Genomic DNA, 19953 nt, shown 5'->3' with positions numbered 1-19953 from the left:
ATACCTTGACGCAAAAAGAAAGCGTTTTCGGATTTTTACAATACATTAGGGGAGTGAAACATTATGCAATATGCATGGGGGATCGGCGGTATTTTAGCGATCTTGCTGATTGCGTTTCTTGTGTCGAATAACAAGAAGAAAATTCGACTAAGAACCATACTAGGTGGTTTAGCGATCCAAATCGGATTCGCACTTATTGTTATGAAATGGAATGCTGGTAAAGCAGCATTGCAAAAAGTCTCAATGGTTGTTCAAAACATTGTGAACAACGCAAATGAAGGAATTGAGTTTCTTTTTGGAGGACTCGTTGCTGAAGACAGCGGCTTAGGCTTCATTTTTGCGTTCCAAGTATTGACGATCATCATTTTCTTCTCATCTTTAATCGCAGTATTGTACTATCTTGGAATCATGCAATGGATCATCCGTTTAATTGGTGGAGCTATTTCCTTCTTATTAGGTACAAGTAAAGCAGAGTCACTTTCTGCAACAGCGAACATTTTCGTTGGACAAACAGAAGCACCATTGGTTGTTCGTCCTTACCTGCCACGAATGACTCAATCAGAGCTATTTGCGGTTATGGTGGGGGGACTGGCGTCTGTTGCTGGTTCAGTATTGATCGGGTACAGCTTGCTTGGTGTACCACTTGAATATCTTTTAGCTGCAAGTTTCATGGCTGCACCAGCTGGTCTAGTCATGGCGAAAATCGTTTTGCCTGAAACAGAGGTTTCTGAAACAACAGATGAAATCAAGATGGAAAAAGACCTTGAAGCAGTCAACGTCATTGATGCTGCAGCTCGCGGAGCTTCCGATGGATTGAAGCTTGCATTGAACGTTGGGGCAATGTTACTTGCATTCATCGCCTTGATCGCAATGGTTAACGGCTTGCTTGGCTGGATTGGTGGATGGTTCAACTATGATCAACTTTCGCTTGAATTGATTCTTGGTTATGTATTTGCACCATTTGCATTTATCGTTGGAGTACCATGGGATGAAGCAATACGTGCAGGTAACTTCATTGGGCAAAAACTTGTATTGAATGAATTTGTTGCATACTCTGCATTCGCACCTGAAATTGGTGAACTTAGTGATAAAACGGTAGCTGTTGTCAGTTTCGCACTTTGTGGATTTGCGAACCTATCGTCTCTTGCAATTCTACTTGGTGGTCTTGGTGGTATTGCGCCAAACCGTCGCCCAGACATCGCGAAACTTGGTATCAAGGCAATCATTGCTGGTTCACTTGCAAACATGTTGAGTGCAGCAATCGCCGGTATGTTGATCTAATAAAAAAATGTTTAGGGGATAGTCCTTCGCTTCGTGCGGGGGACTATTTTCATTTTGGTAGGTTGGCGGATTTGTGGATTTAGACATTATCGTGCTGGTTTTAGACTTGTTTTCGGATTTTTAGACTTAATCAAACATACTTGGAAGTTCAACCCCTGTTATCAGTAAGATATACCCATTTTCCGAACCTATTCATTTATCCATCTCAGTAAATGGTATCAATAAAAGTTTGAGATAGTAAAAAGTGATGTTTTCTTTAACAGTAGGAACTATTCATTGTCATTCATCAAAAAGCTGATTATACTAATAAAACAAAGAGAAAAGCAGGGGGAAACGTATGTCTTCTTTCAGGTACACATGGCCGTATGAACGTATGATGAAAGATATTTATATCCAGCAATGTCCTTATTGCGGCAAGGAAAATATTTTGACGAATTTAAAAGAAGAAGACCTTCAGAACGCTAAGGAAGGCTTTCGAACATATTTGATCATGCCATGTTGTCATTCGAAAATGACGATTTTAAGGGCAGATGAAGATTATTTTTGGACGACAGAACAACTGCGATGATGGAGGAAGTAAAATATGAACCAGTATAACTTCACTAAAATGCACGGACTAGGGAATAATTACATCTATGTAAATCTATTTGAAGAATCACTTCCAGAGGACCAGCTTTCTTCTATCGCTATTTCTGTTTCGAGCCAGCATACAGGAATCGGATCCGATGGTCTAATCCTGATCGGTCCATCTGAGCGAGCAGATGTCCTCATGCGAATTTTCAATAATGATGGTTCTGAAGCGAAAAACTGTGGAAACGGATTACGCTGTGTTGCGAAATATGCCTATGAACACGAACTTGTCGAAGGTGAGGAGTTCTCAATCGAAACCCTTGGCGGAATTGTACAAGCACAGGTTCATCCTGAAGGACGAGAAGTTCACCAAGTGACAATCAACATGGGCGAACCGCGATTGAAGCGTGCGGATCTTCCAATGATTGGCCAAGGGAGTCCTGATGATGTGGTTTTAAAGGAAAAGATCGAGGTTGAAGGTCATCAGCTTGAGATGACAGGGGTTTCAATGGGGAATCCTCATGCTGTCTTTTTTATTGATGAGATCAGCGCTGCACCAGTTCTTAGCGTTGGGCCAGTCCTAGAAAAAGGGGAAAATTTTCCAGAAGGTGTTAATGTTGAGTTTGTCGAAATAGTTGATGAAAAGGAAATGCATTTTCGCGTTTGGGAAAGAGGCTCTGGTGTCACACAGGCATGTGGTACAGGAGCTTGTGCAGCGGTGGTTGCTGCGGTCATGAATGATATGGCACAGCGAAATGAAGAAGTAGTCGTCCATTTATCAGGCGGAGATTTATATGTAACATGGACCGAAAGCGGTGAGGTCTTGATGACAGGGCCGGCCGTCACCATTTGTGAAGGAACGTACTATTATGATGGTAAGAACCTGAAAAAGCACAAAGACAGTACGATATAACTTTAAGGTATACCTTTCATCTAGTGTGTATTATAGGAGTGGTGGCGAATGATTAAAACATCGAAATTGACTTTGTTCAAAAAATATAATGAGCAAATTGAATGCTTGCGCAGTGAAATGATCCGTACCGCTCGTGTATTAGGTTTGAATCATCCGAAAGTATTGTATTATAGCCAGGAAATAGATCGCAGGCATAATGACTTGATCCGGTTGAAGGAAGACTGAATAACGAGCCTGGATGGTTGAGGTTATAAAGGTTGAACTGTATACTAGAGTATAGAGATATGAAAGGAGTGATCCTGATGATTATTATCACGGAAGCTGCTGTAAATCAAATTAAGCAAATGATGGCTGCTGAAGAAGGAGATAACCTTAATCTGCGTGTTGGCATACAAGGCGGAGGATGCAGTGGCCTTTCATATGGCATGGGATTTGATAGTGAAGTTCAAGAATCAGATACGAAATTTGAACAGCATGGCATAGGTGTAGTTGTTGATGCAGATAGTAAAAAGGCTTTGGAAGGCACGACAATTGATTACAAGCAAAACATGATGGGTGGCGGTTTCACAATCGACAACCCGAATGCGATCGCTTCATGCGGATGCGGTTCATCATTCAAAACCGCAACGAACAAGGGAACACCGGAAGAATGCTGATATAGTATTTACGAGCTGGCACTACTAGAGTGTCAGCTTTTTTATATTGAGCGGAAAAAGTAGCTTGGGGCATGATGTATTTTGGGGGGGAGAGCAAAGAGATAGATTGAAGTTGATGATTTTTGGGACGTTTTAGGACGAATGTTTTTCCTTGTCCTCTCCTCCTGCCTCCCGCACTGTTTTGTAGATAACTTTTGTTTTCTGTAGTTAATTCCTTATTTTTGTAGATATGGATTCCGTTTTTGTAGGTAATTTCAAATTTTTGTAAGTTCACTCCTGATATTTGTAGATAATTTTGATTTGTCCCTCTGAAAAGCACAGATTCCTCAATTTTGAGCGCTTGAAACTGATTTTTAGTTAAAATTGAATCAAAATTTATATTCAGAGGAGTTTCATTAGTGTATTTCCAATTCTGTAATAAAAATCAGATGGTTTCGGTCATACTAACAGTAAAAAGGAGCTGACTGGAACAATGGTTGAAAAGGCAGATGACAAATCGACTCGTGATAAGAAAATCATGAATGCTAACTATATGTTATACGGCTTCATATTAGGCATCCCATTTCTGGGATTACTCATATATCTGATGTACTACCTTCTATAGAAGAATCAGTGCCAGGTACACTTTGAAAACTCAGACGCAGCAAGGGTTCTGCATCGGTGCCAGGTACACTTTGAAAACTCAAGCGCAGTAAGGGTTCTGCATCGGTACCAGGCACCGTGAAAAAAACAGCGCTATATCCACGATTTTTTTTGTGCCTGGCACACCCAAGAAGCAAAAAAGACTTCGGCTCGATGGCCGAAGTCTTTTGGCTTAAAATAGGCTTGTGCTATGCATTGGTTGTACTTTTGCGTTTGGATCGATGTAGGCTTTTGCGTTGTTGATCGCTGTTGGCGCTTCACCGAATCCTGTTGCAATCAATTTCACTTTCCCGTCGTAAGTACAAATGTCTCCAGCTGCATAGATGCCAGGTACATTCGTTTCCATACGGGAATTCACCACAATGGAATTCTTTTGGATTTCAAGTCCCCATTCTTTAATTGGTCCGAGTGAAGAGATGAAACCATAGTTTACAATGAGTGAATCACATTCGATTGCTTCTTCGTTGTCGCCTTTACTTTCTTTTAAAACCACTTTGTTGATGCGCTGATCGTCACCAATGATTTCTTTGATTTGATATGGTGTTTTGATCTGGACTTTTGAACTCATAAGTTGTTCAACACTGTGCTCGTGTGCTCGGAACTTATCCCTGCGGTGAGTCAATGTTACCTCTTGCGCAATTGGTTCAAGCATGTTCGCCCAGTCCACTGCGGAATCTCCACCGCCGCAAACGACAACCTTTTGTCCAGCGAATGCATTGAGATCGTTGACGAAGTAGTGGAGGTTTTTCCCTTCATAGCTTTTTGCATTGTCATGCTCCAAGCGTCGTGGTTGGAAAGCTCCTACTCCAGCCGTGATAATCACAGCTTTTGAATAATGGACCTCTTTGTCAGTTGTAAGCTTGAAGTTGCTATCGTCCATTCTTTCAACCTTTTGCACAGATTGCTCTAATGCAACGGACGGGTTGAACTGAAAAGCTTGCTCTTTCAAATTATCCACAAGATCTTGTGCGAGAACCTTCGGGAATCCTGCCACATCATATATGTATTTTTCAGGATAAAGCGCCGATAATTGGCCCCCCAACTGAGGCATACTTTCGATGATTTTTACCTTTAGCTGTCTCATGCCTCCGTAAAATGCGGTGAATAACCCTGTCGGCCCTCCACCTATGATCGTCACGTCATAGACATCGTGTTGCTCGGTCATATCATTCTACACCCCCAGTTTTCTATTTGTACCCATTATAACCTTTAATAAACGATTTAGAAAAGGGAAAAACTGTGTAATAGGTATGTTCGTAAAAAAGTTCACGGTTATGGGTTGAAAAAAATTTTGAAAAGGTCTAAGATTGACCATGGGACAAATACGGATAAATTGTGACATTTTGCGTAATAGTACGTGAAAAACGTAACAAACTTTTCGAACTAATCTATAAATATTATGATTGTCCAGGATTTTTTAAAAAATAAAAAGAGGTGGATGAGAAAATGAGTAGACCAAAGATCGTCATTCTAGGTGCTGGATATGGCGGAATAATGACTGCAACTCGTCTCACAAAAGAACTCGGGATGAACGAAGCGGAAATCACGTTAGTAAACAAACATAATTATCATTATCAAACCACTTGGCTGCACGAACCTGCGGCAGGTACTCTACACCACGATCGTACACGTATGCCGATCAAGGACGTCATTGACACGAACCGTATCAACTTCGTTCAAGATACAGTCGTTTCAATCGACGACAACGCAAAGACTGTCAAGTTGGAAAACGGAGAGCTTACTTACGACTATCTCGTAATCGGCCTTGGTTTTGAGTCTGAAACATTTGGAATTCCAGGAGTAAAAGATTATGCGTTCAACATCCGCAGCGTCAATACGGTCCGCAAAATCCGTGAGCACACCGAATATCTTTTCGCTAGCTATAATAATGAGCCGAATCCATCAGACAGCATGCTGACAATCGTTGTAGCGGGTGCTGGATTTACTGGAATCGAGTTCATTGGTGAAATGGCAGATCGTATTCCTGAACTTTGCGCAGAGTTCGATGTACCTCGTGAAAAAGTTCGTTTGATCTGTGCTGAAGCAGCGCCAACAGTACTTCCAGGCTTTGATGAAGAGCTTGTCGAATACGCTGTGAACCTGCTTGAAAGCAAAGGTGTCGAGTTCATGCTTGGAACACCAATTAAAGAAGTGACGGAAGACGGTGTTGTCTTAGAAGAAGAGGAAATCAAAGCTGATACAATCGTCTGGACGACTGGTATCCGTGGAAACTCCATCGTTGAAAACTCTGGTTTTGAAACGATGCGTGGACGTATTAAAGTAGAAGGTGACCTTCGTGCGCCTGGTAAAGACCACGTCTTCATCGTTGGTGATTGCGCATTGATCATCAATGAAGAAATCAACCGTCCATTCCCACCGACTGCCCAAATTGCGATCCAACAAGCATTTACGGTTGCTCGTAACTTGAAAGCACTCATCAATGGCGGCAAGACAGAAACCTTTGTACCAGAAATCAAAGGTACAGTTGCTTCACTAGGTAAAGGAGAAGCGATCGGTAAAGTCGGTAATAAGAAGCTCTACGGAGCAACTGCTGCTGCGATGAAGAAAATCATCGACAACCGCTACCTGTTCTTATTAGGCGGAGTTCCACTCGTTGTGAAAAAAGGTAAACTTAAATTATTCTAAGATTTGATACAATGGAGAGTGAGGCTGAATGAATCAGCTTCGCTCTTTTTTACATTTAGGCTTTGTTATGCATTATTGTTGATTTTTACGAAATTCACTCCCTTTTCGTGGGATAAAGAAAAGCGGAAGCGACCCGGTTAGGCACGTAGGTCACTAGAAAACTGACGAGGAGGCTCGAACTAAACAAAGACTTGGTTCTGCTTGGATTCACTCATAAAGATGTCAAATCAATGTGTCGACCGCGTATGAAAGCTCAATACGACATTCAAGGAGTAAAATCAGGTTTGTTTGTCCGTATGAAGGTTCCATACGACCATTCAAAGAGCAAAATCAGGTTTGTTTGTCTGCAGGAAGTTTGAAGTGATCCAAATGATTGGTCGCTGAACTGGACATCACTTCCTTGCATTTACCTACCTCCGCACGCCTCCTCGCTATCTTGCACAGGATTTCCACACAAAAATGAAATCATTTTCGGTCTGCAATGAGAATTCTTAGAAGCTTTCCTTATGCTGGCCTGGCTTCGACGTTCACCACAAGACCTCGAACTTAGATTCCATCCTTGCAGTTTTGCGCCAAGTCAAGTAACCGCAGGCACAGGACATGGTGGTTGTTAATTGAAGATCCTTAATCGCTGCGGGGTCTCGCCTGGCTCGCTGTTCCCGCAGGAGTGTCGCAAATTTCGCTTCAATTAAACTTAGTCAGAAATCAACAGTATTATTTAACAAAACCTATATTTAAAGGGATTTTTCAAATTTTCTAAGTTGTCTTTATCTGAATGTGTGTAAGAGATACTAAATAGATATATAAAAGGAAGGGGAGGAATCTTTTGAAACGAAAAAGAGAGAATGTGTGGCTGGCAGTGGCAGGTATCGTCAAAAGCGATGACAAATGGTTGGTTGTGAAAAAGAAATATGGAGGTCTGAAAGGAAAGTGGTCTTTTCCAGCTGGTTTCGTCGACGAAGGGGAGACGATGGATGAAGCAGTTAAACGAGAGGTTTTAGAAGAGACCGGGATTGAAGCGGAGATTACAGGGGCCCTCGGAATCCGGTCAGGTGTCATCAAGGAGCGAATCAGTGATAATATGATCATTTTTGAACTGACTGCAGTTGGAGGGATATTAAAGGCTCAAGACAATGAAATTGCCGAAGCAGACTTCCGCTCTACACATGAGTTATTGAAAGATCCGGATTCGTCCCTTATGATCCACTTTTTTCTTGATAAAAACAACGTTTCAAGCGGTTTTTCGACACATGATTTGAATCCGGGAAGCGAATTTGGTTATACAAACTATAAAATCTTCAATTTGCATTAAAAAAGTCCGAAAAACATAAATATAGAGAGGAAAAAACCGTTGTATACGTTTACATGACGGCATATAGACAAATATCAGATTTTTCAAAAAACTTGCAGGATGTTATATTATCTGAAAATTTAAAAAAGAGGTGACATCCATGAAAAAAGATCAAAAGAACCGTAATCCTCAATCTGCAACATGTCAATATTGCAAAGGAATCGGCTATTTCCAACTACTGCTTGGCGGATCAGAAACTTGTGATCATTGCGGAGGCAGCGGACGAAAGCACAATTAAGAGTTATGACAGGTTTTTGAACATGAGTCATTTTATTTAATGGACCCCTTTCGCTAGCATTGACTCGATAGGTTTATATACAGTAAACTAGTCAATGGATATAAAGGGGTGACCATTATGCCGTTAACTATTCCAACACTGATCATTTCCATGCTCTTGTTTATGGTTTTGTTTTTTGGAATCGGCTTTCTGCTCAATATGCTTCTGAGAATGACTTGGGTCATGGCTGTCATTTACCCGATCGTCGTCATCATGATCGTTGACGATGTAAGGTTGACAGAGTATTTTACTGCACCAGGCTCGTCATTCCCTGAATTGATGAATGGCATTGTACACTTGCACTTTTCTGATTTATTAGTTTTATTATTCGGTTTATTAGGTGCTATTCTCTCTGGTGTATCAATCAAAATGCTCAGAGTCAGAGGCTATCAAATGTTCTAGAATGTCATAATTTCATATGAAATACAAGGGACTGACCAATCCATCGAATAAAACACGATGTTTGGGTGAGTCCCTTTTTTTTGTTCGGTGCCGTTCTCGTACCAGGCACTCCTAAAGAAGCCTTGCGAGAGAAGGACTTTGAAAGCGTGCCAGGCACCAAAAATAAAGCCCGCTATATCAATGTTTCTGAGTGGTGCCTGGCACCGATTGGGAAGCGTTGGTACCATTGACTTCTGTTTCGGTGCCAGGCACACAATATAATTGAATTTTCTGACCATTCATTCCTCTTATGAATACTTTCTGGTGTTTTTGGAAAGGATTAGGCGTGAGAGGAGTGAAGAGATGCAGTTTACAAAAACAATCCTGAAACGCACTCTTATGTCCTGCTTATTCATCCTTGCGCTATTCACGACGGTCAGTAAATTCTCTGGTGTAGAGGCTTCTGGTTTAATGGCATTGACAAACCAAAGAGAAATCTCTATCAATCTTGACGCGGTGGATCATTTGAAAAAGAAGACAGAGCTGATGTTCAAATCACTGTTCAATACAAAAACACCTTTGTTGCTGGCAAATGAGGCTATCGCAAAAGAAAATCCATTAGGGGTAGATACAGAGCGCTATCCTAAAGTAGAAGTTGTGGCGACCGGTTACACTGCTGGTGTCGAATCGACTGGTAAGACGGAAGCCCATCCAGCCTATGGCATAACAAAGTCCGGTGTAAAAGTACGTCGTGATCTCTACTCTACGATTGCAGCAGATACATCTGTTTTTCCAATCGGCAGTATTCTGTTTATTCCGGGTTATGGATACGGAGTGGTTGCCGATACGGGCTCTGCTATAAAAAATAAGAAGATCGATCTTTATTACGAAGAAGTCAAGGATGTTTATGAGAAGTGGGGAAAAAAGAAAGTAGAAGTCTATCTCATCAGAAAAGGGAATGGATCGCTGACAGAACAGGATCTTACCGAATTGAACGAACAGGAATCGATGCAAGTCTTTCGTCAGCAGATGTTTCCGCCAAAAGATACTTAACATGACAAAAGCACATAATAAAAAGAGGATCGCCAGGACATCCATTAATTGTAGATGTTCCGAAGGTGGTCCTCTTTCTGTTTTAACGATGGATCTCGGTCTGATTTATCGACGGGTACACCAGAGTTAACTGAAAACTCTTCCTTCCACAAAATGAGCACAACCCCCAACTCCATCGCGAAACCCATTCCCTAATCAAATCAACTTCAACAATGGATCGCCTTGTTTTTCGCTATAATCCGGGTAGTGCTCCGGATGGATGATCGAAGCTATTTTTTGCAATCCGATCAAGAGGCGTGGGGATGGCCGACAGAAATAAGGTTCCTCCAGAACATGGACATTCTTAGCATTCATCGCCTTCATGTCATTCCATCCTGGCCGTTTTTCCAAAATAGCAGGGTTCACTTTCTTTGTCTGTACACCTACCCACACGAGGCAGATATGATCGGGTTCTTTTTTCCGTACGGTTTCCCAATCTGTCTGATAACTTGCTATGCCTTTATCAGCGAAACAGTTGACTGCTCCTGCCAGTTTACTGATTTCTGTAAGCCAATTGGTCTTCCCAGGCGTGAAAACAGGTTTTGGCCACCATTCCCAATAGAGCTCTGGCTTCTTCTCAACTTCATCAGCGATTCGGCGATACTTCTCTATCAGCTCACGATAATGCTTAACGATTCCTTGGGCACGTTCTTCGATTCCTGCTAATCTTCCTAAGGTAATCAGGTCTGAAGCAATCTCTTCCAACGAATTCGGATTGAACACATGAAAAGGGAGGTTCCGTTCCTTCAATCCTTCAATGTTTTTTTCCATGCCGGGTACACTTAATGAGGCAAGAATGAGGTCTGGTTTCAGTGCTTCAACTTGATCAATATCGATATCAAGGTCCGGACCTAACCGGGGAAGCTTGTCGATCTCTGAGGGCCAATCGGAATAATCATCCACTCCGACTAGAGAGGATGTCAGGCCGAGATAAGCAGCTAATTCTGTATTACTTGGACAAATCGATACAATGCGGATCGCGCATACCCCCTATTGGACAAAACCGTAATAAATGCCAAAACCTAACCCGATCCCAAGGATTGCCCCGAAAAACACTTCACTTGGGCGATGGCCGAGCAATTCTTTCAGCTCTCTCCGTTTTTCTTCTTCATTCTTTTTAGGCCAATTCTTGATTTCAGTCGTTAGATGTTGAAAATCACGTACAAGTTGATTGAGGACAATCGCTTGTTCTCCAGCTTGCCAGCGTACACCTTTCGCATCATACATAACGATGACGCTGAACACGACCGTGACAGCAAACAGAGTGGAGTCGACGCCTTCAGCCAATCCAATTGAAGTCGCTAGACAAGTAACCCCGCTCGAATGTGAACTAGGCATCCCACCCGTACTGAAAAAGAGATTCCATTCAAACTTTCTAGTTGAGATATACATGATCGGAATTTTGATTGCTTGGGCGAACAAAATCGCAAAAATCGCGCTCCATAATGGATAATTCGTCAATAGTCCCTCCAAGAATGCAACGTCCTTTCTCTATTACAATTAGTTTAAGTTTATCATATCCTCTATGTAATGATTACCCGGATTTTACGATAGATATGCACATGGTATGATGGAGGAAGGAGGAGAGGACATGGATTATCCGATTGAATACTATCAATTTTTCATAAAGTTCAATGAAGGCGATTATTATACATGCCATGATCTTCTTGAGGAGATTTGGATGACAGATAAGCAGAATTTGTTTTTAAAAGGTCTGCTTCAAATGTCAGTCGCGATTTACCACTACGAGTATGGTAATGTAAAAGGAGCAAGGTTGATGTTCCAGCGGGCATTGGAATGCTTCGAGCCTTATCCCGCTCTCTACTGGGGGTTGGATACAGAGGAATTATCCAACTTTGTAAAGGAATGCTTGAAACGATTGCCGGCACTCGATTCCGTATCTTATGATGAGGTTGGGGAACTGCCTAATTTACCGGATATTCATTTGTATTTAAAGGAAGATGTTTAGGTAATCGAAATATTTCGATATAATGTAAAATATAAAGAGATCAATAGGGGGAATTAGATGTTTACTGTTAAAAATGGGGTTAATCTTAGGGAAGGATTACATACGTTAGTCGTAGGAATATTTTCAGATGATAAGAAACCAACAGGCATTACAAAGGATGTTGATGATGCACTAAATGGTCATATCACTGAACTTTTCAAGAGCGAAGAGCTTTCAGCGAAGCCAAAAAATGTGACACGAGTACATACGTTAGGAGCCCTTGGCGTCAAAAGTATCTACTTTGTCGGATTAGGGAAGAAAAAAGAGCTTACATACCATACTGTTCGTGATGCGTTCGGCAGAGCTGCAAAGGAACTTAAGAGCAGCAAACAGGAGGATATCGCGGTTGCATTGGATTCATTCTGCTCAGATCTCGACTTCAAGCAAACCGCACACGCGCTGTCAGAAGCGTTCATCCTTGCGACGTACCAATTTAAGGATTATAAAGAAAAGAAAGAAGACAAACGCTACGAATTGAAGGCGATCACTGTCTATACTGATAAAGATGCAACCGCTGTCAATAATGCGTTGAGAACGGGTGAAGCATATGCTGCTGGAACAAATGTCGCACGTGATCTTGTCAATACCCCTGGAAACTTGCTGACACCTACAGATCTTGCAGAGCAAGCCATCAATATCGCGAAAAAATATGATTTCGAATATGACGTTTTGGAGCACGAAGATATGAAGGAGCTCGGGATGGGTGCCCTGCTTGCTGTAAGCCAGGGTTCCGAGCAAGACCCGAAGATGATCGTCGTCAAATATAAGGCGACAAAGGCCTGGGAAGACGTCCTCACTTTTGTCGGAAAAGGTCTTACCTTCGATGCAGGTGGATATTCCATAAAGCCTGCTCTTAACATGCATGAAATGAAATCGGATATGGGTGGAAGTGCTGCAGTACTTGGTGCAATGGAAGCAGTTGGCCGTTTGAAGCCTGACGTGAATATCATGTTTGTCATTCCATCCAGTGAAAACTTGATCAACGGAGCGGCAATGAAACCAGGGGATGTCATCACATCCATGAGCGGTAAAACCATCGAAGTGACGAACACTGACGCTGAAGGCCGTTTGATTTTGGCTGATGCCTTGACATATGCAAAAGAACTTGGCGCATCCTATCTCGTCGATTTAGCGACATTGACTGGCGGTGTTGTCGTCGCGTTCGGAGATATTGCATCCGGTGTCATGACAAACGATGAAGAATTTTTCGCTAAGTTTGAGCAATCTGCAGAAGAAGCAGGCGAGTATGCGTGGCGCCTGCCGATGTTCGGTCCTTATAAAAATATCCTAAGAAAAAGCGATGTTGCTGATTTCGTCAACTCAGCCGGAAAACTTGCCCATCCGATCCAGGGTGGTGTCTTCCTTTCTGAGTTTGTTGGGGACACACCTTGGCTGCACCTCGATATTGCAGGAACAGCATACAGCAATAAGACGTCCGAACTCGGACCAAAAGGAGCAACTGGTGTCATGACCCGATCCATCGTAAAACTGATTGAAAAATTCGAAACGAAATAAGAAACCGAAGAAGCTCTCCGGCGCCCTGCTGGAGAGTTTTTAATTTTACAATTAAAGAGAGTATAAGTGCAACTTCTGGGGCTGTCCGAATTTAACAATATTTTGAGAACGTGTTTTGATACAAAATGTTGTGTTGGAGGTGTCGGATACTTTCCTTTTAGGACGGTCCCTTTGTCAAATATGCTTTATGTAGTCTAAAGCCGTGATGTGCACGTGTTGACACTCCTGAAAATTCATGTTAGATTGTGAAAGGTTTTAATACATTAGCGATTTATCGAGATAAAGGATATTTGGAGGTCAACTACATGAATGCTGTCGTAATTGCTGTACTCGTCATGCTTGTTTTGAGCTTGTTGCGTGTACAGGTTGTCTTAGCACTTGCCATCGGTGCATTTACAGGGGGGATCGTCGGGGGATTAGGCATCGATGAGACGGTCACTGTTTTTACAGAGGGATTGGGCAACAACGCCACAATCGCACTGAGTTATGCACTTTTAGGAGCATTTGCATTAGGACTATCAAAAACAGGGCTGCCGGAAGTGCTTGTTTCCGGAGCGCTTAAAGTTACACAAAAACAAGGCGATACAAGAAAAAAAGCGTTATCGAAAGCCCTTTTGCTCTTTATCATCGTAACCATCTCTATCTTTTCCCAAAACCTGATACCGATCCATATTGCGTTTATTCCGATTTTGATTCCACCATTGTTGATGATCTTCAACGAGCTGACAATGGATAGAAGAGCGCTTGCTTCATCCATTACGTTCGGATTGACGGCACCTTATATTTTACTGCCGGTTGGATTCGGACTGATCTTCCACCAAATCATCCAGGAAGAAATGGAGAAAAGCGGATTGGCTGTAGAGATGGCGATGATTCCGAAAGCGATGGGTCTTCCTGTCATCGGGATGGTGACCGGTTTGCTGATTGCTTTATTCGTCTCTTACAGGAAACCGCGGACTTATGAAAACAAAGATATTGCAAGTGAAAGCGAAGATATTGCAGCAGAGTTTTCAAAAAGGTCGATCACATTTGCAGTCATCGCGATCATTGCGACGGTTGTCGTGCAAATACTTACAGAATCCATGATTATGGGAGCATTAACTGGTATCGTTCTTTTATTCTTTGCAGGATCCTTTTCCATTCGAGAATCGGATGTCATTTTTACAGATGGAATGAAGATGATGGCGTTCATCGGATTCGTCATGATCACGGCTGCGGGCTTTGCTGAGGTCATGCGTAAGACAGGGGACATCGAAAAACTCGTCGAGAGTGCATCTGCGGTGTTTGCAGGGAATCAGGTTCTCGCAGCACTCGTGATGCTTCTAGTCGGCTTGCTTGTGACAATGGGGATCGGTTCATCCTTTGCAACCATTCCGATCATCGCAACGATTTTTGTCCCGTTTGCACAAGAACTGGGCTTCAGTCCGCTGGCGATCGTCGCACTGGTAGGGACAGCCGGCGCACTAGGGGATGCAGGTTCCCCAGCATCGGATAGTACACTCGGACCAACTGCTGGGCTTAACGCCGACGGCCAGCACAATCACATCTGGGATACGTGTGTACCGACATTTCTGCACTACAACATTCCACTTGTCTTGTTCGGTTGGATTGCTGCGATCATCTTTTAGCTTAGAGAGACCTCTTTTTGCAGGAGGTCTTTTTCGGTTGGTGAAGAATTGTGAGAGTATTAGGGAACAATGAGAGTATCACGACACAAATATGAAAAAACACGACCAAATCCTGTGAAATCGCAACAAAAATTTAAAAAATTGCAACAGAAATACTGAATATCGCGACAGCATTGGAAATTATCACGACATTCTCAATTGGAAAAGGTGATTGCACATGTATTTCGGAAAAGAAAAAGATCAAGAAAAAGATGAGCGAGTACCGCCGAATCAAATCGTTACGAAAAAATGGCCGGTGCTCCATTACGGGAATGTTCCCTATTACGAGGATTTGAATGAATGGAATCTCAGATTATTTGGTCAGGTAGAGGAAGAGGTTCGTCTGTCTTATGAGGATGTTATGGAATTGCCTTCTACTAAGCTGAATAATGATATCCATTGTGTGACTGGGTGGTCAAGGCTGGATAATCAGTGGGAAGGAATCCCGACAAAAGCTTTATTGGAGAAGGTGAAAGTCCTCCCTGAAGCGAATTATGTAATGATTCATGCAGAAGAAAATTGGACGACTAATCTTCCTTTAGAGGACTTTTTAAAAGATACAAGCCTACTAGCCCACACGCATGATGGGAAGCCACTGACGCCTGAGCATGGATTCCCGCTTCGTGCGGTCATTCCACATCTCTATTTTTGGAAGAGCGCAAAATGGATCCGCGGGATTGAATTCATAGTTGGGAACAAGCCGGGGTTTTGGGAACGGAATGGTTACCATATGCAGGGGCGTCCATGGGAGGAAGAGAGGTTCAGTTGGAACTAATTCTAGGAGGGTAATATGGAAAAGACTGAATTACATCAGTTCCACCGAAAGTTTGCTGTCGAGCTGTTCAATAAAGTCTGGGATCTTTTTCATTTACTCCTTCAGTTGCCCCTGTACCAGGCACCGAATGAGATCCCTTGGGAGAGTAACGCTCAAAAATGGTGCCAGGCACCGATCCAGACTCCTTGGGAGAGTAGGTTTCCAAATCGGTGCCTGGCACGGGTGCAATTCATTAGTCGAGGTATCTTCTTGCGCCGGCGTATTCTTCGCCGTAGCCGGGTGCGTTGTAGTCGTCAATTTTGACAGTGGTACTGGAGTTCGGCGAGTGGATCATCTTCCCGTCACCAATGTACATACCGACATGATGGACGCGGCCTTCTCCGTTATTATAAGCGAAGAAAATCAGATCCCCTTTTTGAAGGTCTTCCTCGTCGACTGGTGTGCCATGTGTCGCTTGGACAGAAGAATCACGTGGAATTGTGATGCCGTTCGTTTTATAAACGGTATGGGTGAACCCTGAGCAGTCAAACCCGAATCCTGACATTCCTGCCCATAGATAGGGGAGTCCGAGAAACTTTTCTGCGGTTGTAAGAACATCGTCAGCAGTTGGGCTCGGGATATCACTTTTAGATTCATAAACCTCGACCTTTTCTGCTGATAACCATTTTGCGCCATCACTCGGCGTCATCACCAAGACCATATCACCAGCATCTTTCAAGACAGGCAGCCTTGTGTTCATGCTGATTTCCATGAATTCAGATGACTTTTGCTTATCTTCATACAACCAGGCAGTAGGTTCTTTAACGATAGCCATTGGTTTCCGATCGACCAACATTCTGAACCCGTTCCCTTCAGTTAACTGATCTTTAGGCATCCAGCCAGGATAACCTTCTTCGTTTCTTGGTGTAGGCTGTTCATGTGCTGCAACTTTTACCCAATTTCCTTGCTCTTCTAAAATTGTAACTTTAGATCCGAGTAAGGCTTGAGTTTCGAGGTTTCCAACAAGCCAGAGTTTTTCCTCATAAGTCATTGAACTTGTCCATTCACGAAGATCGACTGGATTTGTCGCAGACGGTTCATCCACCGGACGTGAGAGATCAGGTGCTACCCAGAGTGTAGCCGCAGCGACATCCACATAAGCTGTTTCTTCAGTCTGAGAATCTGCTAATTCCTTTGCACTGACCGCATCCCATGAAAAAGAAGCAACGAGAACAAGAGAGAGAAAACCAACCAACCATTTTTTAAAAAGTTCCATAGAAATCCCCTTTCATTTTTTAAACATCAAAAGAACTTAAAATCAGAGGGCAGACAGAATGTTTGCTGTCAAAATCCCGAAGTAGGTACCTAGTAAGCTTCCAAGTACAGCCATCAAGATCCCGATCGGAATCAGGGAGCGATGGAAAGCACCAGCTAATATCGGAGCAGATGCGACCCCGCCAATGTTGGCAAGAGAGGCAACTCCCATGGTGAATAGGTCAAGCTTGAATAGTTTCGCGAGAAGGAACATGACAACCCCATGGAAAAACAAAATCATGAAACCTGAAATGATATAGACCGGCGCCTGGAAAAGCTGTGAAAAATCAGCATGTGAGGCGATCAACGCAATGACGATATACAACATCACTTTCGAAAGCTCCAATGAACCTGGGACTCTCGCCACCTTCGTCATCGCAAGCACGATTCCGACGACAGAAGCAAAAATGATCGTCCACGTCGTACTATTCACGGCTGTACCTAATGCTGGCAGGCTGTTACCGATTTTCGTCCCTAACGCAGACACAAAAATTGCAAGCGCGAGGAGACTAAGCAATTCCACAAACCCGATTCTTGCACCTTCATTTTCTTCTTCTGCAGCTGAAATTTCAGCTGACACTTGATCAAGGTATGTTGTATTCGTTTTGGTCCAACGGTTGAACTTATCGGCAAAAGGGACAAGCCAAAACATGAACATTACCCAGAATGAATAGTTCACGGTATCCATGATCAGCGCATAGCCGAAAATGTTTTCAGGCACAGTGAGGATGTCCTGAAGAATCACCATGTTTGCGGAGCCGCCAGTCCAGCTCGCACTTAACGCAGCAAAGGCTTTCCAAGTATCCGTTGCATAAAATCCTTTCAACAAAAGGTATGTAAGTGTGAATCCAATAACGATACTTATCGATGCTGCAAAAAAAGCCCCCAACATTTTAGGTCCCAGCCGGATGATTTTACGCAAGTCACAATGTAGAAGCATCAGCATCAACATCGCTGGAAGCAGGACACCTCTTACAGTTCCATATGCTGCATCATTAGACTCGGAAGCGGCAAAGACCCCGAATGTTTGAAGCAAAGCACATACAAGATAAACCAATACGATTCCAGGGACATACTTGAAAAATTTAGAGCGGCTTCTTTTCTCCGCAATAGCGATGATTGCAGTAATGACCAGCAAAACACTGACGTACATGATCCCATCCTGAATCATTCCTCTTTCAACTCCTTTCAGTTTGTAAACAAAAAACAGCTAATCGACGATATGACAAAGTCGATTAGCTGGATTTCCCCTAAGTGACCAGGAGAAGCAACTATTCTTCAACAATTTGTTGATATTTGATACTGGCATTTTTGAATGCAACGACTAGCGCTTTTTGTGAGGAACCGAAATAGCGGGTCTCGATCTCAGTGGCAACATTCTCTGTATCCCTGATCGATTGACCGATAAATAAGGATTTGACAAACTTCTCTGTGAGTGAGATGGTCGCTGAGCAATCAGCATCCACAATCAATCCACTCTCCCGATCGATGACAAGACCGATAAAAAAGGCATTGAATTTCTGGGTGATGGGATTGTTGGAACTGGTTTTCGCGTCCCCGATTATGTAAATGGTATTTTTGCTATACATGCTATTCCTCCTGGGATCAAACCGCTGATATCATGAGAGATGTCCGTCGATGAAACGAACAGTCATCAAAATAGGCGCTTTGAACCTACAGCAATATTGTAATATAGCGAATGAATATTCTCAATATTTAATCTATTTTATGGTGAAAAAATAGTCCATTGTCATCAATTAACCAAACTGAGACCAAAGTTCTATTCTTCAAACTATTACTGCGAAAATTCACTTTTCTCGATGAGCGATACACAAGAACCCTGCTATGGGTTTCTCCTGTTTCTGCTATAAAGCTTTGACATATTAAAAAGATGATGTTACTATTTAGTCACATTAAATATGTTACTTATAGGTCACATAATGAAAGAAGGTGTTGGACATCAATGAAAAGATGGATGAGCTTTCGACCACATTCAAAGCATTAAGTCATCCTATTCGGAGACAGATTTTGGACTTTCTTAATAAAGGTCCATTATCGACAGGGGACCTGAATGAAAAGTTTCCAGATGTAACCCGATATGCGGTGATGAAGCATCTTGATATGCTTGAAAGCGCAAAGCTGATCACAATCAGAAGAGTCGGCAGAGTACGAATGAATTATTTGAACGCTGTACCGCTGAGACAAATATATGATCGTTGGGTAAATAAATACGAAGGTCGAACTGCCAATTCACTTATAACACTAAAAGAAAAGATTGAACAAAATTCAAGGAGGAATGAAGAAATGGGAAACGGACTTAAGCAAGATTCATTTCAAATCGAACAGGAAATTTCTATCAAAGCACCTCGAGGTCAAGTTTATAAGGCTCTTACAGAAGATATCGATCAATGGTGGGCATACCGGCTCAGCGGTTCAGCAAAATCCACATTGACGTTCGAACCAACTGTCGGAGGTCGTTTTTTAGAGACATGGAGCAATGACGAAGGTGCTCTTTGGGGTGTCGTTACGTATGTTAAAGCCCCGGAAGAAATTCGGTTGAATGGGCTCCTGGGTATGAGAGGCGCTGTTAATAGTGCCTATTCATATACATTAGAGGAAAATGGGGATGAAACCATCGTGAAGCTTTCCCACCATGCAAGTGGACTGTTAGATCCAGAATGGAAACAGATGCATGACAGCGGATGGAAAGAACTTCTCGGAAAGTTCCTGAAAGAATATGTTGAATCTGGAATACGACCTGAACAAGCCTGATAGATCAAATCAAGGGGCTAACCTAAATGAAAAGTGTCAGACACCTCCAACACACCATTTTGTATCAAAACCACGGTTTTTCTCAAAATGGTGTCAAGCTTAGAGAAACTCAGA

The 19953-nt window shown here is 42.6% G+C and carries 22 protein-coding genes; 16 read left to right on the top strand and 6 right to left on the bottom strand.

Annotation, left to right across the window (positions count from 1 at the left end; all coding sequences use genetic code 11):
* Nucleotides 1–63 precede the first annotated feature (63 nt).
* The 5 genes from KOL94_RS11970 to erpA all read left to right on the top strand — a co-directional run bounded on the left by KOL94_RS11970 (nucleotide 64) and on the right by erpA (nucleotide 3420).
* Nucleotides 64–1281, top strand: a complete 1218-nt coding sequence (locus KOL94_RS11970; RefSeq protein ID WP_221566646.1) for a NupC/NupG family nucleoside CNT transporter — start codon at nucleotides 64–66, stop codon at nucleotides 1279–1281.
* A gap of 337 nt (nucleotides 1282–1618) precedes the next feature.
* Nucleotides 1619–1849, top strand: a complete 231-nt coding sequence (locus tag KOL94_RS11965; RefSeq protein ID WP_221566645.1) for a hypothetical protein — start codon at nucleotides 1619–1621, stop codon at nucleotides 1847–1849.
* Nucleotides 1850–1864: 15 nt separating this feature from the next.
* Nucleotides 1865–2764 carry a diaminopimelate epimerase gene (gene dapF / locus KOL94_RS11960; protein ID WP_221566644.1) on the top strand — a complete coding sequence of 300 codons (900 nt, stop codon included), beginning with the start codon at nucleotides 1865–1867 and terminating at the stop codon, nucleotides 2762–2764.
* Between the two features lie 48 nt (nucleotides 2765–2812).
* Nucleotides 2813–2989: an aspartyl-phosphate phosphatase Spo0E family protein gene (locus tag KOL94_RS11955; RefSeq protein WP_221566643.1), complete on the top strand. Its 177-nt coding sequence runs from the start codon at nucleotides 2813–2815 to the stop codon at nucleotides 2987–2989.
* A gap of 77 nt (nucleotides 2990–3066) precedes the next feature.
* Nucleotides 3067–3420 (top strand): iron-sulfur cluster insertion protein ErpA, encoded by a 354-nt coding sequence (gene erpA, locus KOL94_RS11950; protein ID WP_260412299.1) that lies wholly within the window; start codon nucleotides 3067–3069, stop codon nucleotides 3418–3420.
* Between the two features lie 814 nt (nucleotides 3421–4234).
* On the opposite strand, the gene KOL94_RS11945 is transcribed toward erpA, so the two are convergent.
* The gene (locus KOL94_RS11945; RefSeq protein ID WP_221566642.1) at nucleotides 4235–5227 is read right to left on the bottom strand and encodes an NAD(P)/FAD-dependent oxidoreductase; all 993 of its coding nucleotides are present in this window, start codon (nucleotides 5225–5227) and stop codon (nucleotides 4235–4237) included.
* 281 nt (nucleotides 5228–5508) lie between these two features.
* Between KOL94_RS11945 and KOL94_RS11940 the strand changes: the two genes are divergently transcribed.
* The 6 genes from KOL94_RS11940 to KOL94_RS11915 all read left to right on the top strand — a co-directional run bounded on the left by KOL94_RS11940 (nucleotide 5509) and on the right by KOL94_RS11915 (nucleotide 9770).
* Nucleotides 5509–6708: an NAD(P)/FAD-dependent oxidoreductase gene (locus tag KOL94_RS11940; protein WP_221566641.1), complete on the top strand. Its 1200-nt coding sequence runs from the start codon at nucleotides 5509–5511 to the stop codon at nucleotides 6706–6708.
* Between the two features lie 826 nt (nucleotides 6709–7534).
* Complete coding sequence (locus KOL94_RS11935) at nucleotides 7535–8020, top strand: NUDIX domain-containing protein (RefSeq protein WP_221566640.1); 486 nt, start codon at nucleotides 7535–7537, stop codon at nucleotides 8018–8020.
* Between the two features lie 139 nt (nucleotides 8021–8159).
* Entirely contained in the window at nucleotides 8160–8297 is a 138-nt protein-coding gene (locus tag KOL94_RS11930) for a YuiA family protein (protein WP_221566639.1), read from the top strand.
* A gap of 117 nt (nucleotides 8298–8414) precedes the next feature.
* Entirely contained in the window at nucleotides 8415–8738 is a 324-nt protein-coding gene (locus tag KOL94_RS11925) for a YuiB family protein (protein WP_221566638.1), read from the top strand.
* 65 nt (nucleotides 8739–8803) lie between these two features.
* The gene (locus KOL94_RS11920) at nucleotides 8804–8968 is read left to right on the top strand and encodes a hypothetical protein (RefSeq protein ID WP_221566637.1); all 165 of its coding nucleotides are present in this window, start codon (nucleotides 8804–8806) and stop codon (nucleotides 8966–8968) included.
* 112 nt (nucleotides 8969–9080) lie between these two features.
* Nucleotides 9081–9770, top strand: a complete 690-nt coding sequence (locus tag KOL94_RS11915; protein WP_221566636.1) for a 3D domain-containing protein — start codon at nucleotides 9081–9083, stop codon at nucleotides 9768–9770.
* 195 nt (nucleotides 9771–9965) lie between these two features.
* Here the strand turns inward: KOL94_RS11915 and KOL94_RS11910 are convergent, their stop codons facing one another.
* Both KOL94_RS11910 and KOL94_RS11905 read right to left on the bottom strand, forming a co-directional pair.
* Nucleotides 9966–10787, bottom strand: a complete 822-nt coding sequence (locus KOL94_RS11910) for a cobalamin-binding protein (RefSeq protein ID WP_221567690.1) — start codon at nucleotides 10785–10787, stop codon at nucleotides 9966–9968.
* Nucleotides 10788–10799: 12 nt separating this feature from the next.
* The gene (locus KOL94_RS11905) at nucleotides 10800–11270 is read right to left on the bottom strand and encodes a divergent PAP2 family protein (RefSeq protein WP_260412298.1); all 471 of its coding nucleotides are present in this window, start codon (nucleotides 11268–11270) and stop codon (nucleotides 10800–10802) included.
* A 130-nt stretch (nucleotides 11271–11400) separates the two neighbouring features.
* Here KOL94_RS11905 and KOL94_RS11900 point away from each other — a divergent pair, with 130 nt between their 5' ends.
* The 4 genes from KOL94_RS11900 (at nucleotide 11401) to KOL94_RS11885 (ending at nucleotide 15774) form a co-directional block, all read left to right on the top strand.
* Complete coding sequence (locus KOL94_RS11900) at nucleotides 11401–11778, top strand: DUF309 domain-containing protein (RefSeq protein ID WP_221566634.1); 378 nt, start codon at nucleotides 11401–11403, stop codon at nucleotides 11776–11778.
* A 57-nt stretch (nucleotides 11779–11835) separates the two neighbouring features.
* On the top strand, nucleotides 11836–13332 hold the full coding sequence (locus tag KOL94_RS11895; RefSeq protein WP_221566633.1) for a leucyl aminopeptidase: 1497 nt from the start codon (nucleotides 11836–11838) through the stop codon (nucleotides 13330–13332).
* Nucleotides 13333–13637: 305 nt separating this feature from the next.
* A complete protein-coding gene (locus KOL94_RS11890) occupies nucleotides 13638–14960 on the top strand; it encodes a Na+/H+ antiporter family protein (protein WP_221566632.1) in 1323 nt (440 codons plus the stop codon).
* Nucleotides 14961–15177: 217 nt separating this feature from the next.
* Nucleotides 15178–15774 (top strand): sulfite oxidase-like oxidoreductase, encoded by a 597-nt coding sequence (locus KOL94_RS11885; protein WP_221566631.1) that lies wholly within the window; start codon nucleotides 15178–15180, stop codon nucleotides 15772–15774.
* A 232-nt stretch (nucleotides 15775–16006) separates the two neighbouring features.
* On the opposite strand, the gene KOL94_RS11880 is transcribed toward KOL94_RS11885, so the two are convergent.
* The 3 genes from KOL94_RS11880 to KOL94_RS11870 form a co-directional block, all read right to left on the bottom strand.
* Nucleotides 16007–17029, bottom strand: coding sequence for a C40 family peptidase (locus tag KOL94_RS11880; protein ID WP_221566630.1), 1023 nt, complete (start codon nucleotides 17027–17029; stop codon nucleotides 16007–16009).
* A gap of 42 nt (nucleotides 17030–17071) precedes the next feature.
* Nucleotides 17072–18238 carry a DUF819 family protein gene (locus tag KOL94_RS11875; RefSeq protein ID WP_221566629.1) on the bottom strand — a complete coding sequence of 389 codons (1167 nt, stop codon included), beginning with the start codon at nucleotides 18236–18238 and terminating at the stop codon, nucleotides 17072–17074.
* 100 nt (nucleotides 18239–18338) lie between these two features.
* The gene (locus tag KOL94_RS11870) at nucleotides 18339–18656 is read right to left on the bottom strand and encodes a DUF3870 domain-containing protein (protein ID WP_221566628.1); all 318 of its coding nucleotides are present in this window, start codon (nucleotides 18654–18656) and stop codon (nucleotides 18339–18341) included.
* Between the two features lie 364 nt (nucleotides 18657–19020).
* Here KOL94_RS11870 and KOL94_RS11865 point away from each other — a divergent pair, with 364 nt between their 5' ends.
* Nucleotides 19021–19839: an SRPBCC domain-containing protein gene (locus KOL94_RS11865; protein WP_260412297.1), complete on the top strand. Its 819-nt coding sequence runs from the start codon at nucleotides 19021–19023 to the stop codon at nucleotides 19837–19839.
* Nucleotides 19840–19953: the final 114 nt, after the last annotated feature.

It is taken from the genome of Alkalihalobacillus sp. TS-13 (genome assembly GCF_019720915.1).
Classification (GTDB): Bacteria; Bacillota; Bacilli; order Bacillales; family Fictibacillaceae; genus Pseudalkalibacillus.
Note: the sequence above shows the minus strand (reverse complement) of the source record. Positions and strands in the feature narration are given on the sequence as shown.